The organism is Amycolatopsis sp. NPDC059027 (assembly GCF_042739735.1).
Taxonomy (GTDB): Bacteria; Actinomycetota; Actinomycetes; order Mycobacteriales; family Pseudonocardiaceae; genus Amycolatopsis.
This window is the reverse complement of the sequence record NZ_JBHYIK010000010.1, coordinates 151,749-166,839: the sequence shown is the minus strand read 5'-3', so window position 1 is coordinate 166,839 and position 15,091 is coordinate 151,749. Positions and strand designations below refer to the sequence as shown.

General features: G+C 69.0%; 14 protein-coding genes. 4 read left to right on the top strand and 10 right to left on the bottom strand.

From position 1 onward, the window contains the following. Positions 1-195: 195 nt before the first annotated feature. From rsmG to ACFWY9_RS09805, 3 genes are all read left to right on the top strand, one after another. Positions 196-876 carry a 16S rRNA (guanine(527)-N(7))-methyltransferase RsmG gene (gene rsmG, locus ACFWY9_RS09815; protein ID WP_378326523.1) on the top strand — a complete coding sequence of 227 codons (681 nt, stop codon included), beginning with the start codon at positions 196-198 and terminating at the stop codon, positions 874-876. Between the two features lie 86 nt (positions 877-962). Continuing rightward, a complete protein-coding gene (locus ACFWY9_RS09810) occupies positions 963-1,889 on the top strand; it encodes a ParA family protein (RefSeq protein ID WP_378326524.1) in 927 nt (308 codons plus the stop codon). Continuing rightward, positions 1,886-2,902, top strand: a complete 1,017-nt coding sequence (locus tag ACFWY9_RS09805; RefSeq protein WP_378338622.1) for a ParB/RepB/Spo0J family partition protein — start codon at positions 1,886-1,888, stop codon at positions 2,900-2,902. The genes ACFWY9_RS09810 and ACFWY9_RS09805 overlap by 4 nt, the downstream gene beginning before the upstream one ends. A 177-nt stretch (positions 2,903-3,079) precedes the next feature. On the opposite strand, the gene ACFWY9_RS09800 is transcribed toward ACFWY9_RS09805, so the two are convergent. Together ACFWY9_RS09800 and ACFWY9_RS09795 are read right to left on the bottom strand one after the other, a co-directional pair. After that, a complete protein-coding gene (locus tag ACFWY9_RS09800; RefSeq protein ID WP_378326526.1) occupies positions 3,080-4,030 on the bottom strand; it encodes a D-alanine--D-alanine ligase in 951 nt (316 codons plus the stop codon). Between the two features lie 41 nt (positions 4,031-4,071). After that, positions 4,072-5,391: a PLP-dependent aminotransferase family protein gene (locus tag ACFWY9_RS09795; protein ID WP_378326527.1), complete on the bottom strand. Its 1,320-nt coding sequence runs from the start codon at positions 5,389-5,391 to the stop codon at positions 4,072-4,074. Between the two features lie 206 nt (positions 5,392-5,597). Between ACFWY9_RS09795 and ACFWY9_RS09790 the strand changes: the two genes are divergently transcribed. Further along, the gene (locus ACFWY9_RS09790; RefSeq protein ID WP_378338621.1) at positions 5,598-6,242 is read left to right on the top strand and encodes a GNAT family N-acetyltransferase; all 645 of its coding nucleotides are present in this window, start codon (positions 5,598-5,600) and stop codon (positions 6,240-6,242) included. 7 nt (positions 6,243-6,249) lie between these two features. Here ACFWY9_RS09790 and ACFWY9_RS09785 read toward each other — a convergent pair whose 3' ends face one another. From ACFWY9_RS09785 to murJ, 8 genes are all read right to left on the bottom strand, one after another. Beyond that, positions 6,250-6,798, bottom strand: a complete 549-nt coding sequence (locus ACFWY9_RS09785; RefSeq protein ID WP_378338620.1) for a DUF4287 domain-containing protein — start codon at positions 6,796-6,798, stop codon at positions 6,250-6,252. A 426-nt stretch (positions 6,799-7,224) separates the two neighbouring features. After that, on the bottom strand, positions 7,225-8,373 hold the full coding sequence (locus ACFWY9_RS09780; protein ID WP_378326530.1) for an N-acetylmuramoyl-L-alanine amidase: 1,149 nt from the start codon (positions 8,371-8,373) through the stop codon (positions 7,225-7,227). A 277-nt stretch (positions 8,374-8,650) separates the two neighbouring features. Beyond that, a complete protein-coding gene (gene trxA, locus ACFWY9_RS09775) occupies positions 8,651-8,989 on the bottom strand; it encodes a thioredoxin (RefSeq protein ID WP_345405599.1) in 339 nt (112 codons plus the stop codon). A gap of 44 nt (positions 8,990-9,033) precedes the next feature. Beyond that, positions 9,034-10,029 (bottom strand): thioredoxin-disulfide reductase, encoded by a 996-nt coding sequence (gene trxB, locus ACFWY9_RS09770; RefSeq protein WP_378326531.1) that lies wholly within the window; start codon positions 10,027-10,029, stop codon positions 9,034-9,036. A 79-nt stretch (positions 10,030-10,108) separates the two neighbouring features. Further along, positions 10,109-10,966, bottom strand: coding sequence for a hypothetical protein (locus ACFWY9_RS09765; RefSeq protein ID WP_378326532.1), 858 nt, complete (start codon positions 10,964-10,966; stop codon positions 10,109-10,111). Next, the gene (gene sigM / locus ACFWY9_RS09760) at positions 10,963-11,625 is read right to left on the bottom strand and encodes an RNA polymerase sigma factor SigM (protein WP_378326533.1); all 663 of its coding nucleotides are present in this window, start codon (positions 11,623-11,625) and stop codon (positions 10,963-10,965) included. Before sigM ends, ACFWY9_RS09765 begins: the two co-directional genes overlap by 4 nt. 31 nt (positions 11,626-11,656) lie before the next feature. Beyond that, positions 11,657-13,252, bottom strand: a complete 1,596-nt coding sequence (locus ACFWY9_RS09755; protein ID WP_378326534.1) for a protein kinase family protein — start codon at positions 13,250-13,252, stop codon at positions 11,657-11,659. Between the two features lie 77 nt (positions 13,253-13,329). Then, a complete protein-coding gene (murJ, locus tag ACFWY9_RS09750) occupies positions 13,330-15,066 on the bottom strand; it encodes a murein biosynthesis integral membrane protein MurJ (RefSeq protein ID WP_378326637.1) in 1,737 nt (578 codons plus the stop codon). Positions 15,067-15,091: the final 25 nt, after the last annotated feature.

Sequence of the window (15,091 nt, the reverse complement as noted above, 5' to 3'; positions counted from 1 at the left end):
GACTACGGCGGGCCGCTTCTCTGCTTTCGGGGGCGGGAATTACAAGGCTGTGTTTCACGTGAAACGCGCCGTAGGCTCCGTTCGCGGAGTGGACTTGTCCACAGTTGCGGTCTGTCGACTCGATTTGGTCGCGGCATCAGGGACAATCAGCCGAGCGCGTTTCACGTGAAACGCGGCAGACAAGGAGTGGATGTAGTGAGCTTGGACGGCGTCGCTTCCGCGGTGCGCACGGCAGCGGCTCGGGTGTTCGGTGACCACGTCGACCAAGCTGCGGCCTACGTCGAACTCCTCGAGAGTCACGGTGTCGAGCGCGGCCTCATCGGCCCCCGGGAGGTCGACCGGCTCTGGGATCGGCACGTGCTCAACTCCGCTGTCATCGGTGAGCGGATCCCTGAAGGTGCCCGCGTGATCGACGTCGGGTCGGGTGCGGGCTTTCCGGGAGTACCGCTCGCCATCGCTCGACCGGACCTCGATATCGTTCTCCTCGAACCGATGGCCCGCCGGATCGACTGGCTGGCCGAGGTCGTCGAGAAGCTGGAACTTCCGATCACCGTCGTCCGAGGACGTGCGGAGGAGCGGGCGGTTCTTCAAGAGCTGAGTGGCGCGGACGTCGTCACGGCTCGCGCGGTCGCCCCGCTCGCCCGGCTCGCCGCCTGGTGTCTTCCTCTTGTTCGTGTCCAAGGATCCGTGGTCGCCCTCAAAGGGGCGAGCGTCGCGGCGGAGATCGAGCGGGACCGGGCGGCCGTCCGCAAACTCGGGGGCGGCGATCCGGTAGTCGCCACGTGTGGCGCGAAGGTACTCGACGTCCCCAGCACGGTTGTGATGATCAAACGCCTGCCGCCGAAGTCGCCTCGGCCACGCGGCAGGAGGAGCTAGCGCAGGAGAACGGGCCGCATGTTCCACGTGAAACGACGCGGTGCGTACGTCAACCAGTCGTCTATTCAGAGGAGGTGTCGAGACCGGTGACTCCCCCACCGTCCGACTCCGCGAACACCGGCCACGAGTTGGCCTGGACCCCGATCGCCGAGGAAGCCGTCCGTGCCGCACGAGTCCTGCACCCCGAGGAGGGCGGACTCCCCCGGCCCACCCACCGGCGCGTGCTGACCGTCGCCAACCAGAAGGGCGGCGTTGGCAAGACCACCAGCACAGTGAACCTGGCCGCCGCGCTCGCCGTGCACGGGCTCAAGACGCTCGTCATTGACCTCGACCCGCAGGGCAACGCCAGCACCGCGCTGGACGTCGATCATCGGTCCGGGACGCCCTCCATCTACGAGGTGCTCATCGGTGAGGTCTCGCTCGCCGAGGCGGCCGCGGTCAGCGAGCAGTCGCCCAATCTCTACTGCGTCCCCGCGACCATCGATCTCGCCGGCGCCGAGATCGAACTCGTGTCGATGGCGTCCCGGGAGTCTCGGCTCAAGGAGGCGATCTCGTCGGAGATCCTCGACGAGATCGGCGTCGACTACGTCTTCATCGACTGCCCGCCGTCGCTCGGTCTGCTGACCGTCAACGCGATGGTCGCCGCGCAGGAGGTCCTCATCCCCATCCAGTGCGAGTACTACGCGCTGGAAGGCCTGGGGCAGCTGCTGAGCAACATCGAGCTCGTCCAGGCGCACCTGAACCGCGAACTCAGCGTCTCGACCATCCTGCTCACCATGTACGACGGCCGCACGAAGCTGGCCGACCAGGTGACGCAGGAGGTGCGTAACCACTTCGGCGATCTCGTGCTGAAGACCGTCATCCCGCGCAGCGTGAAGGTCTCCGAGGCGCCCGGGTACGGCCAGACCGTGCTCGCCTACGACCCCGGTTCCCGGGGAGCGATGAGCTACGTCGACGCGGCGCGGGAGATCGCCGAGCGAGGCGCATTGGGTCAAGGAGGAAATGGTTCATGACTGAACGACGCGGAGGACTGGGGCGCGGGCTTGCCGCGCTGATCCCGACCGGGCCGGCGACCACGGGCGGTTCGGCGCCGTCCTCCTCCCCCGCCGACCCGGCGCCCGCGAACACGCAGTCCGGGTCGAAGGACGACACGGGCTGGTTCGCGGCGAACGGGGCAGCCGGTTCCCACGGCGGTGAGGTCGCCGGTGCGGTGTACCGCGAGGTGCCCGTCAGCGCGATCAAGCCCAACCCGAAGCAGCCGCGTCAGGTCTTCGATGAAGAGGCGCTGGCCGAACTCGAGCACTCGATCCGCGAGTTCGGTCTCATGCAGCCGATCGTCGTCCGCGAGCTCGGCAACGACGAGTACGAGCTCGTCATGGGCGAGCGGCGACTCCGTGCGTCGCAGCAGGCCGAGCTCGAAGCGATTCCCGCGATCGTCCGGCAGACCGCAGACGAGTCGATGCTGCGGGACGCGCTCCTGGAGAACATCCACCGAGTCCAGCTGAACCCGCTCGAAGAGGCAGCCGCGTATCAGCAGTTGCTCGACGAGTTCGCGGTGACCCACGAGGAACTGGCGAGCAGGATCGGCCGCAGCCGCCCGGTCATCACCAACACCATCCGGCTCCTGAAGCTCCCCCTCCCGGTACAGCGGCGGGTGGCGGCGGGCGTGCTTTCCGCCGGACACGCGCGCGCCCTTCTGTCGTTGGACGACGCCGAGAGTCAGGAAGAGCTCGCTGCCCGGATCATCGCGGAGGGTATGTCGGTCCGGGCGACGGAGGAGGCCGTCACGCTCAAGAAGAGTGAGAAGCCGGCGAAGCAGAAGGCCGCGCCGCGCAAGCCGATGCAGGCGCCCGGTCTCCAGGAGCTGGCGAACCGGCTTTCCGATCGGTTCGACACCCGGGTCAAGGTCGACCTCGGCCGCCGCAAGGGCCGGATCGTGCTCGAATTCGGCTCGGTCGACGACCTCGAACGCATTGTCGCGCTGATGGACGAAAATACGGCGAATCGGACACCGGAATCCGACTAGGGATCACACCAGGGCCTTTCGTCACGGTGACAGTTCCTGGTGGTGAAGTCATGATCACCTGAAGTGATCAGGTGTCGAACGCGGAAAAGAGTGCCCCGCGGCGGCGGTCAAAGGGGCGCCAACGACAGAGCCGGGCGGAGTCCGCCCGGCTCGTGGTCGCTCGGTGAAGGGTGGGGGTCAGCCCGCGCGGCGTACGGCGCGGGCGATGAGATCGCCGAACACGGAACCCAGTGACTGCCCGGCCGCTTCCATGGCCATTGGCACCGTGGACGTCTCGGTGAGCCCCGGCGACAGGTTCACTTCGAGGAAGTACACCGTGCCGTCCTCGGCCACCACAGCGTCCGTACGGGAGATGTCGCGCAGGCCGAGTTGCTGGTGCGCGGAAACGGCGAGTTCTCCGACAGCCTTGGCCGCCTCCGGGGAAATCCGCGCGGGGGTGAAGAAGTCGGTGAGCCCGGCGGTGTAGCGCGCCGTGTAGTCGTAGATGCCGCTCTCCGGCACGATCTCGACCGCGGGAAGGGCCTCGGCCCCGTTCTCACCTTCGACGACGGTGACGGCCACCTCGACGCCGTCGACGAACTGCTCCGCGAGAACCGTGTCCCCGTAGGCGAAACAGCCGACCATCGCGGTGGGCAGCTCGGCCGCGTCGCGGACGACCTGGGCGCCGAGCGCGGACCCGCCCTGGTCGGGCTTGAGGATCATCGGCAGGCCGAGCCGCTCCACCATGGCGTCCAGCACGGACTGAGCGCCGAGTTCGCGGAAAGTACTGTGGGGCAACACAACCCAGTCCGGGGTGGCGAACCCAGCCTTGGCCACCAACGATTTCGCGATCGGCTTGTCCCACGCGCGGCGGCAGCCCTGCGAGCTGGTGCCGACGAACGGGACGTCCAGCATCTCCAGAACCGTTTGCACCGAACCGTTTTCGCCCTCGCCGCCGTGCAGCGCGACGACCACGGCGTCGGGGCGGTGCGTGCGCAGCCGCTCCATCAGCCCGCTGTCGGTGTCCCATTCCTCGACGGTGAACCCGTCGGCCCGCAGGGCGGCCGAAAGCCGCCGTCCGGACCGGAGAGAGACGTCGCGTTCGTGCGAAAGCCCACCGGCGAGCACGGCAACGGTGTGGTCGACCACCGTGGGAACTCCTTTGATGCTGTTCGAGGACGCGCGGCCGGTCAGACCGTGTCCGGATAAGGGGTCTGCGGCCCCGAGATCGGGCGGGTGTTCACGCTACCGAAGGTGCGGGCGAGGTCCATTTCGGACTCCAGCACCGAAGCGAGCCTGCGCACGCCCTCCCGGATGCGTTCGGGCGTCGGGTAGCAGTACGACAGCCGCATCTGACGGCTGCCGAACCCGTCGGCGTAGAAACCGGTTCCGGACGCGTACGCGACCCTGGCGGTGACCGCGCGCGGCAGCATCGCCTTGGTGTCGACGCCTTCCGGCACCGTCACCCACACGTAGAAACCACCGTCCGGCTTGGTCCACGTGCAGCCGGCCGGGAGGTACTGCTCCAGCGCGGAAAGGATCGCGTCGCGGCGTTCGCGGTAGTTCTCCCGGAACTTCTTGATCTGGCCCTTCCAATCGTGTGTGGCGAGGTACCGCGACACGATCATCTGGTTGAAGGTGGGCGGGCACAGCGTGGCCGATTCCGCCGCCAGGACGAGCTTTTCGCGCACGGCGTGCGGGGCGAGCACCCAGCCGACGCGCAGGCCCGAGGCGAACGTCTTGGAGAACGAGCCGAGGTACACGACGTTCTCGGGGTCCATGGAGCGCAGCGCCGGGTAGGTCTGGCCGTCGAAACCGAGCAGCCCGTACGGGTTGTCCTCGACGACGAGCACGCCGTGCTCGCGGCAGATCTCGAGGATCTCGGCACGGCGTTCCACGGCCAGCGTGACGCCGGCAGGGTTGTGGAAATTCGGGATGGTGTAAAGGAATTTGACGCGTTGCCCGGCCTTCTCGGCCTGCTTGAGCGCTTCGCGGAGGCCCTCGGGGACCAGGCCGTCGTCGTCCATCGCGACGTGCACGACGTTCGCCTGGTACGCCGCGAACGAGCCCAGCGCGCCGACGTAGGACGGGCCCTCGGCGATCACGACGTCGCCGGGGTCGCAGAACAGCCGGGTGACCATGTCGAGGCCCATCTGCGAGCCGACGGTCACGACGACGTCGTCCGGATGCGCCTTGATTCCCTCCAGCGCCATGATCTCGCAGATCTGGTCCCGCAGGGCGGGCACCCCATGTGCGGAGCCGTACTGGAGCGCGACCAGCCCGTCCTCGGCGATGATCTCGGCGACCTGGGCCGACAGCGTGTCGAGCGGGAGCGCGGCGAGGTTCGGCATACCGCCGGCGAGGGAGACCACCTCGGGCCTGCTGGCCACCGCGAACAACGCTCGGATCTCCGAGGCGGTCATCCCCGCGGTGCGGGCGGCGTACCGCTCCAGGTGCGGGTCGAGGTTGTGGCGGCCGGCTTGCGGCTTGACGGGGCGGTTCTCGGTCATCGGAGGATTCACCCGGGGCTCGGCGGTCTCGATCTACCTGCTGGTAGATCCATCGAGTGTAACCGGGCGCCGTTCGGGCACCCTCCCCTTTCCGCGCTCGTCACATCGGCCTATCCTCGGTGGGGGCTCTTTCGGTACGCCCTGCGCTTTCGCAGGTCAGCGGCCGATACCAGCCAGCCGGGTTGTGTATTCCAGGGAGGTCGCGGGTGTCGCGTCGCGTTGTGGGCGTCACACTGGACAATCTGGAGCACCTGCCCAAGAGCTGCCGCCGGTGTGTCTACTGGGAGGTCGCGCCGCATCTCAAGGCGCAGGCCGAGGAGTACGGCGCCACCGAGGTCGAGAAGGAAGCCTGGGTGTCCAGCGTCCTGCTGGAATGGGGCTCCTGCGGCCGGATCGTCTACAGCGACACCCTCCCCGTCGGTTTCGTGCTCTACGCCCCGCCGAACGCGGTGCCCCGCGCGCTTGCCTTCCCGACGTCGCCGCCGAGCGCGGACGCCGTGCTGCTGACGGCGTTCCACGTGCTGCCGGAGTTCCGCGGCGGCGGGCTCGGCCGGATGCTCGTGCAGGCGGTCGCGAAAGATCTGACGAAACGCGGTGTACGGGCCATCGAAGCCTTCGGCGACGCCTCCCCGGGCGACGAGGATCCGGCGTCGGGGCACGACTGCGTCCTGCCCGCGGCGTTCTTGCAGAGCGTCGGCTTCAAGACCGTCCGGCCGCACAAGAAGTGGCCGCGGCTGCGCCTGGAGCTGCGTTCGGCGATCACCTGGAAGGAAGACGTCGAGGCGGCGCTGGAGCGGCTGCTCGGCCAGGTGACCATCACCACTGCCGAACCGAGCCTCGGCCGCGCGTAGCGACCGCTCAGCCCCGCTGTTCGAGCAGTTCCTTGAGCACGGCCAAGCGCTCTCGCCAGTACGTCTTGAACTTCTCCGCCTCGGTGGCATCGGTCAGTCGCTCGTGGATCAGCCCGACCTGGGCCTTGCCGCCCTTGTCGACGAAGCCGACGTTGACCCTGGTCGTGCCGTCGCCCCAGTCGAACCGCGCGGACCGGTGCGGCTGGCTGGTGCGTTCCCGCAGCTCGCCGTCCGCCAGCCATTCCGCGCGGAGCTTTTCGTCGGTGACGGCGGCGTAGAGGTCCTCGACCGCGACGTCGACGGTCTTGCTCGCACTGACGTTGTGGCGGCCGTCGCGCCCGCTGCCGGGCGCGCGGAGCCCGCGAGCGCGTTCGTACTCGACGGTGATGGTCTGTGCCCACCAGTTGCCGAGCCCGTGTTCACCGACGAGCCAGGCGACGATGTCCTTGTGCGGGTGCTCGGCGGCGCCCCAGGTGTCGAGTTCGAGGTTCCAGCCCGCCCAGTCGCGGCCGGTCGCCCGCTGGACGGCTTCGGTGGTCGTGAGGGTCTTGCTCATGACGGCTCTCCTCCGGCTTCGAGTGTCTCTCACCGGGGACGTAGAAGCTGCTTCGGACTTCTCGACATGCCGCCGGAAAAGTCTCGGAAGACTTCTCGGTGCGAGCCGCGTAGCACGGAGAAGTCTGGGACGAAAGCACCATTTCGGCGCCTGTGCACAGCTGTGGAAGAAGGGACGAGTTATCCACAGATTGCTGATGAGCGCGGTGGAAAACCTGTGGATGGGTAGACTGCTATTGGGGACGCCCCCCAGGGAGGGCGGGGGATGTCCCTAGGTGTTGTGTGCCGGGCCCGGGTGGGGCGCAAAGTGTTGTGGCAGCGGCCAGGTGGGTGAATTTTCAGCCAAATGCGGCCGGGTTGTGGGTTGTTCGGAGGCGCGGTGGGGTGGGTCCGCTGTGGTGCGGACCCAGGGCGCGCGAGTGGGTGGTTATTCGGCCTTCGCGAGTTCGTGGGCCAGGACGTCGGCGAAGGTGAACGTGCCGGTCGGCTGATCGCCCTCGCCGAGCAGGTACAGCCGCTTCACGGCGACCAGGATGCCCTCGGCGACCACGTCGCGGAAGGCGGGGTCGGCCAGCCTGCGGGCGTCGTCCGGGTTGGTCAGGTAGCCGATCTCGACCCGGACCGCCGGGCAGCGGGTCTTGGTGAAGATCTCCCAGGTCTTGTAGTGCGTGCGGCAGTCCAGCAGGCCGGTTCGCGCGGCCAGTTCGCGCTGGATGAAGCCGGCCAGCAGCTCGCCCACCGTGGACGTGGTGCCGTTGCCGGTGCCGAAGTGGAAGCTCGCGACGCCCTCGGCCTTGGGCGAGTCGTTGGCGTCGTTGTGCAGCGAAAGGAACAGGTCCGCGCCGGCGTCGTTGGCGAACTTCGCCCGCTCGCTCTCGGTCGGGCTCTGGTTCGGGCCGCGGGAGATCAGCGCCTCCATGCCGGTGGCCTTCATCCGGCCCTCCAGACGGCGCGCCAGATCCCACGCGATGTCGGCCTCGCGCAGGCCGCCCGCGATCACGCCGAGGTCGTCCCCGCCGTGGCCGGGGTCGATGACGATGCGCTTCCCGCGCAGCCTCGGCCCGGCCTGGCGCACCTGCTCCTGCTCACGCAGGAACACCGGGCGGCCGCCGCGGGCGCGCGGCGAGGAGAGCCGGTGCAGCTCGCGGATGGTGGCCGGGCCACAGATGCCGTCCGAGGCGAGCCGCATGTCCCGCTGGAACGTCTTGAGCGCGCGCTCGGTCTGCGGGCCGAAGTAGCCGTCCGGCCGACCGGCGTCGAAGCCGAGTTCGGTGAGCCGTTCCTGCAGGGTGAACACGTCGTCGCCGTGCACCGGCGAGGACAGCATGTACTGCAGCGGGCGGCTCCCCAGGTGGAAGCTGGCGCCCTTGAGCGCCTGGTACGTCGCAGGGCCCACCAAGCCGTCGATGATGAGCCCACGGCGCTGCTGGAAGGCCCGCACGGCGTGTTCCACGGCGGTGTCGAACACGCCGTATTCCCCGGAGTCGGTCACCGGCGGGAGCAGGTCCATCGCGGCAAGGATCGACCTGATCTCGGCGACATCCGGTCCGGCGTCGCCGCGGCGGAGTACCCGCATGCACTCCTCGCTCTTCCTCGGGCACCGAAAAGAACTCGATGCGGGACAGAAAACCTCTGCTGGGCGGTGACCCAGAGACTCTAGCGACCCTATTGTGCCCTGTGGACTCTCGGTGAGCGCGCAGGCCCGGGTGGTACGTCAAGGCGTCGGAGACCGGGTGTGTGCGACACCACATCTTCACGCAGTGATCAGCTACCCACGGCGCGAAGCCCCGAAACGGTGAAGAACCCGAACCGGCGGGATGATTCCCGCAGGCCCGGGTTCTCCGGGGGACGGATCAGGCGTCGGCGGAGATGACGTCGGCCAGGTCCGAAAGCAGCGCGGCCTTCGGCTTCGCGCCGACGATCTGCTTCACCGGCTTGCCGCCCTGGAAGAGGATCAGGGTCGGGATGGACATCACCTGGTAGTCACGCGCCGTGTTCGGGTTCGCGTCGATGTCGAGCTTGGCGATGGTCAGCTTCTCGCCGTGTTCGGCCGCGATCTCCTCGAGCACCGGGGCGACCATCTTGCACGGCCCGCACCAGGTGGCCCAGAAGTCGACGAGAACCGGCTTCTCGCTGGTCAGCACGTCGTCGACGAAGGTCTTGTCGGTCACCTTCACGGTGTTTTCGGACATGGGTTCTCCTTATCGGGGTGAGCGGCTGAGAAAGGTCCGGATGGTCAGTTCGCGGCTGCGCCGTAACCGCCGCCGACCAGCTCGGGGGCCTCGTGGGCGGTCTCTGCCTCGCCGTGTTCCGCGAGCCATCGTTCCGCGTCGATCGCGGCCGCGCAGCCCGAACCGGCCGCGGTGATGGCCTGGCGGTAGGTGTGGTCCACCAGGTCGCCGGCGGCGAACACGCCGTCGAGGTTCGTGTAGGACGTGCGGCCCTTGGTGAGCACGTAGCCGTTCTCGTCGATGTCGACCTGGCCGCGCACCAGCTGGCTGCGCGGGTCGTGGCCGATCGCGACGAAGAACCCGGTGACGTCCAGCGTGGACTCCTCGCCCGACTTCGTGTCCCGCAGTTTCAGGCCTTCGACCTTGCCGTCGCCGAGCACCCCGGTGATCTGCGAGTTCAGCTGCCACTTGATCTTCTCGTTCGCGCGGGCGCGCTCCAGCATGATCTTCGAGGCGCGGAACTCGTCGCGACGGTGCACGATCGTCACCGACTTGGCGAACTTGGTGAGGAACGTGGCCTCCTCCATCGCGGAGTCGCCGCCGCCGGCCACCACGATGTCGTGGTCGCGGAAGAAGAAGCCGTCACAGGTCGCACAGGCCGACACGCCGCGGCCGAGCAGCTCCTGCTCGCCGGGCACGTTCAGGTACCGCGCCGCGGCCCCCATCGCGAGGACCACCGCGCGCGCCGCGTAGCGCTGGCCGTTCGCGACGACGTACTTGACGTCCCCGGTCAGCTCCAGCGATTCGACGTCCTCCGAGCGCAGCTCCGCGCCGAATCGCTCGGCCTGCTTGCGCATCTCCTCCATGAGGTCCGGGCCCTGGATGCCGTCGCGGAAGCCGGGGAAGTTCTCGACCTCGGTCGTCGTCATCAGCGCACCGCCGAACTGGGTTCCTTCGAACACCAGCGGTTCCAGCTGTGCCCGCGCCGCGTAAACGGCGGCGGTGTATCCGGCAGGACCCGATCCGACGATGATCAGGTTCCTGATGTCCTCGGCAGCCACCCGTGACCTCCGCTCGTAGTGCCCCGTGTACCGGGCTCAACACGATCGTAGGTTGCAGTGTTCCCGCTCGTGACGGCCGCTACTTCTCCCCAACTACCTTGTCGAACAACTTGGCCGGATTACCGGGGCCGCAGTCGGCGCCGAAGGCCACCATGCGGTACTGCGCGAGCTTGCCGGTGGTGTAGACGACCATCACCCCGGCCTTGCCCTCGACCGTCACCGGCTGCACGCCCACCGGCCGCACGGCCGGGTCCAGTCCATTGGCGGCGACGCACGCGTCGAGCCGTTCCTCGGTCTGCAGCGGCCCGAAGTCCCGGACACCGAGCGACTTGCCCAGCAGCGACTGCGCGCCGCTGCCGTCGCCACCCAGCGTCGGCCCCGCCGGACCGGCCGGTCCCGACGGCGCGGGCTGGGCGATACCGCCGGTCGGGCCCCCGCTCTGCTGCGTGGCGGGCACGATGATGGCGATCGCCGCGACGGCCGCCGCGGCGACGGTCACGATCCCGGCGCCCCAGCCGATCCGCTTGTTCCGCCGTTTCCGTGCCGCCGCCAGGTCGACCACCGGGGCGAGCCCGGGGCCCGCCTGTGGGGCCTGCCCGGGTACGGGCGGTGCCTGTTCACGCTGTGCCTGTCCAGGAAACTGACGCGGCCCCTGGGCCGCCTGCCTTGCCGAGGACTCGGCGGCCAGCGCCGCGTCGATCCTGGCCGCGTACTCCGCAGGCATCGGCTCGACCGGTGCGGTGGCGAGCGCCGCCAGGTCGGACTGCGTCGATTCGAGCGCGTCGATGATCGCGCGGGCGTCCGGGTCGGCGTGCACCCTCGGCCACAGATCGGCCGACGTCTGTTCGTCCAGGGCTCCGGCGTGGAGGTCGGCGAGCACATCGACAGACCAGGGCGGGCCGACGATCCCGCCGATCCCCCGTGTTTCGTCCGTCATCGTCCCTCCACCTCACCCGGCGTGCCCTGCGGCCGCCTGGTACCCCGTCGCTCGCCCGGGGTAGCACGATCTCGTTTGCTTTCGTTAGTTGGGACGTTCGCAATCGCATCGGGGTTCCGCAGATGTCCGAGAACCTTCGCGAGTTTCGCGCGGCCTCGCGCGCACCTGCTCTTGACCGTGCCCTCGGCGATACCGAGCATCTTGGCCGTCTCCGCGACGGAGTATCCCTCCACGTCGACCAACACGATCGGGCCACGCTGCTCTTCGGGCAGCTGCTCCAGCGCCGCCCTGACCAGCAGGCTCGTCTCCCGCTCGGCCATCGAGTCGCGCGGGGACGCCGGTTCGTTGAACCCGGTCTCCGGCAGCGGGACGGTGGGACGGGCCTGGCGACGGCGGATCCGGTCGAGGCACGCGTTCACCACGATCCGGTGCAGCCAGGTCGTGACCTGGGACTCCGCCCGGAAGTTCCCGGCGGCGCGGAAGGCGGAGATGAACGCGTCCTGCAGTGCGTCGGCGGCTTCCTCCGGATCCCGTACGGTGCGCAGGGCGACCGCCCACATGCGGTCCCGATGCCGGCCGACCAGTTCGCTGAACGCGCGTGGGTCCCCCGCGGCGTGCGCCGCTATGAGGTCCGCGTCCGTAGGAGCTGCAGCAGTCACCCGGGGAAGCCTACTGACTTCCCCGGAACAGTCACCCCGCAGGCAGGAAGGTCAGTTCACCGATCTCGGTGAGGAAGCCGTCGCCGTGGTCGTCGCCCAGGTGGGTGATCCAGACGATGAAGTTCTGACCCTGCTGCGGCTGGGGCAGCGGGATCGTCGTCTCGCCGCCGGTCAGGTCCGCGCTCGCCAGCACCTTCGTGTCGTCCAGCACCGGGTTCTTGGTGTCGGCCGAGCGGATCTCGACCTTCGTGCCCGGGCTGGTCGAGGTGATCTTCACCTGCGCCAGCTTGATCGCGTCCTTGAACGAGACCGCCAGGCCGACGCCCTTCTTGAGCACCGGCAGCTGCTGCTGGTACTGGTCGGTCTTCCACGTCGTGGCCGGGTCGCCGTCGATCGCGTTCTTCGCCTTGCCCGGGTTGTCGCCCTTGCCCTGCGGGTTGTAGACCGCCGCCGACTGCGGAGTCACCGGCGCGCCCACCGCCGGCGGCTGCGAGGCAGGCGGGGCCTGCGACTGCGGCGGCGGTTGCGCGGGCTGGCTCGACTGCGGCTGGGCGACGTTGATGTTCGGCCCGCTCGCCTTCGAATCGCCCTGGAACAGGTTGATCAACATCAGGCCGACCCAGGCCAGGATCGCCACCGTCGCCACGACCAGCACGGTCACGCCGAGCGCGAGCTTGCGGCGGCGTGCCACGTCCTTGACCGGCTTCTTGGTGGTCCACACCGTGCCGTCGCCCTGTGCCTCGCCCTCGGTGCCGACCGCCTTGATCAGCTGGGTGCGTTCCTCTTCCTCGGCGACCTGGTCGAGTACGCGCAGGATCGCCGCGCTGGTGCGGATGCCGCCGTTGCCGCCGTCCTCGATGGTGCGGACGGCCAGCGAGGACAGATCCGCGGGCACGGCGGGGACGAGCGAGCGCGGCGGGATGATCCGGCCGTCGGGTGAATGCGGCGCCGCCGGGATGGCAGGCGGGCCGCCCGGCAGCGCCCAGCGCCCGGTGAGCAGCAGGTACAGCACCGCGCCCAGCGCCTTGACGTCGTCGCGCAGTGTCGCCTCCGGCAGCGGGCCGGGGAAGGCGAGCTTCAGCGCGCCGTTCGGCGTGAGCCGCAGCCGCTGGGGATGGTCGAGGCCGAGGACGAGGCCGTTCTGATGGGCCTGCTCGACCGCCTCGGTCAGCGCCTGCACCATCCGCGCCGCGGCGGCGGGCGCCACCGGGCGCTGCGCGACGAGGTCGACCAGGTCGCTGCCCTTGGTCCATTCCGCGACGACGACGCCGAGCAGTCCTTCACCCGAGGTCACGCCGCTGCCGAGGCTGAGCACGTCGAGCACGCGGGCGACACCGCCGTGGCCGAACTTCGACGCGTGGGCGGCGCGCTCCAGGGTGCGCCGGGCCTGCCGCGCGGACTCGGGGTCCGCGGGGTCACCGACCAGCAGGGTCAGCGCGACATCGCGCTTCAGCTGCCCGTCCCGCGCTCGCCACAGATGCGCCCCGGCCCGCTCGTCCACCCCGAACTGGGCGAGCAGACGATACCGGCCGTCACCGACGACCCGGCCGGGGGCAAGCGACCCTCCCTGGGCCCGGATGCCCACCTGGCTCGCACCCCCTGCCTGTTCGCTCCGTCTCGTGTCCACACTCTCTCCCGCGTAGCTCCCCGTACGAGGTTACCCAGAATACGACGCGTGAACGGTCGCCATCCGTGCGTAAATTGTTACCCGCGCTTGATCAACCGGGTGATTCTCCGCGTCACCGGGTCGAGCTCGGGGATCTTGAGCGCCATCAACACCCCGAACGAGACCCCGAGACCGACGATGCCCTGCAAGATCAACTTCGCCCAGGCCTGCACCGTCGGGCCGAACGCGGACGGGACGAGCATGCCGACGACCCAGGCCGCCGCCACGCCGAGTGCGCTCGCGAACACGGTGAAGAGAATCACCCCGATGACTCGCCTGCTGCGGAGGTTGCCCAGCTGCACCCAGAGCCAAACCTGGCCCATCACCGCGGCCACCATGTAGCCGAGCGAGTTGACCATCATCACGCCGATGACGACGTTCTCCGGCGAGAGGACGCCGCCGGCGAGGAACAGCAGCGGGATCCGCACCACCGTCATCACGACCATGATGACGGTCGGCGTGCGGGAGTCCTTCATCGCGTAGAACACCCGCATCTGCAGCAGCATCAGCGCGTAGGGCAGCAGGCCGAACGCCGAGACGGCGAGGGCCTCGCCGAGCCGCTCGGCGGAGTCGAGCGAGCCCTTGCCGACGGTGAACAGTGCCACACCGATCGAGCTGCCCGCGATCACCATCACCGCGGAGATCGGGAGCATGGTCAGCGTCGACAGCCGCGACGCGTAGGACAGGTCGGCGACCAGTTTCTTGTGGTCCCCGTCGGCCGCGGACCGGCTCATCCTCGGCATGATCGCGGTCAGCAGGGACACGCCGATCACGCCGTAGGGCAGCTGGAACAGCAGCCAGGCGTTCGAAAAGATCGTCACGCCGCCAGGGGCGCCCTGGGTCAGCACCCGGGTGTTCACGATGTTGCCGATCTGGCTGACCGCGACGTAGGCCAGGATCCACAGGGCCAGGCTGCCGAACTCCTTCAGCCGGTCGTCGATCCCCCAGCGCCATTTGAACCGGAAGCCGGACTTGCGCAGCGCCGGGACCAGGTAGAGCGCCTGGACGACCATCGCCGCCAGGGTGCCGCCGCCGAGGACGAGGAGCTTGGGGTCGCTCATCTTGAGCGGGTCGATCGTCGGGTCGCCGGGTACCACGACGTACAGCCCGATGGTCACGATGATGACCAGGTTGTTGACCACCGGCGCCCACTGCCCGGGGCCGAAGATCTGTTTCGCGTTCAGGATGCCGGACAGCACCGCGAACAGGCCGTAGAACAACAGGCCGGGCAGGATCAGATAGGCGAACGCGGTGGCCAGCCCGAGGTTCGCGTGGCCCTTGTCGTCCATCAGGACCTTGGTGATCCACGGTGCCCCGATCGTGGAGAGCACGGTGCCGATGCCGAGCACGGTGATCGCCATCGTGATCAGCCGCTGCGTGTAGGCCTCGCCGCCGTCCGGATCGTCCTGCGAACGCACCAGCAGCGGGACCACGATGCTGGTCAGAACCCCGCCCAGCAGCAGTTCGTTGACGATCAGCGGCAGGCTGTTGGCCACGGTGTAGGAGTCGTTCACCACGCCGAGCCCGGCGGCCGCGGCCAGCATGATCTTCCAGGCGAACCCGGTGATCCGGCTGGTCAGCGTCGCGATCGCCATCCGGCCGCTCGCCTTGGCGATCGAGGGGCCCTGCTCCTTGATCGCTTCCTGTTCGGCGGTCGAGCCGGGTTTCGCCGGACGCACCAGCGGCGCGTCGGTGATCCGCGGCATGACCTGCGTGGCCAGCGCGTCGTAGGGGCGCAGGACGTCGGGATCGGCGACCGGCCAGCGCGAGCCCATCGGGACGCCGGGGGTGCGCGGGATG

Excerpts from the sequence above, each read along its gene's own strand:
- ACFWY9_RS09805 (WP_378338622.1), top strand. The coding sequence starts at position 1,886 with ATGACTGAACGACGCGGAGGACTGGGGCGCGGGCTTGCCGCGCTGATC.
- ACFWY9_RS09795 (WP_378326527.1), bottom strand. The coding sequence starts at position 5,391 with ATGACCGAGAACCGCCCCGTCAAGCCGCAAGCCGGCCGCCACAACCTC.
- ACFWY9_RS09785 (WP_378338620.1), bottom strand. The coding sequence starts at position 6,798 with ATGAGCAAGACCCTCACGACCACCGAAGCCGTCCAGCGGGCGACCGGC.
- ACFWY9_RS09780 (WP_378326530.1), bottom strand. The coding sequence starts at position 8,373 with ATGCGGGTACTCCGCCGCGGCGACGCCGGACCGGATGTCGCCGAGATC.
- trxA (WP_345405599.1), bottom strand. The coding sequence starts at position 8,989 with ATGTCCGAAAACACCGTGAAGGTGACCGACAAGACCTTCGTCGACGAC.
- ACFWY9_RS09765 (WP_378326532.1), bottom strand. The coding sequence starts at position 10,966 with ATGACGGACGAAACACGGGGGATCGGCGGGATCGTCGGCCCGCCCTGG.
- murJ (WP_378326637.1), bottom strand. The coding sequence starts at position 15,066 with ATGGGCTCGCGCTGGCCGGTCGCCGATCCCGACGTCCTGCGCCCCTAC.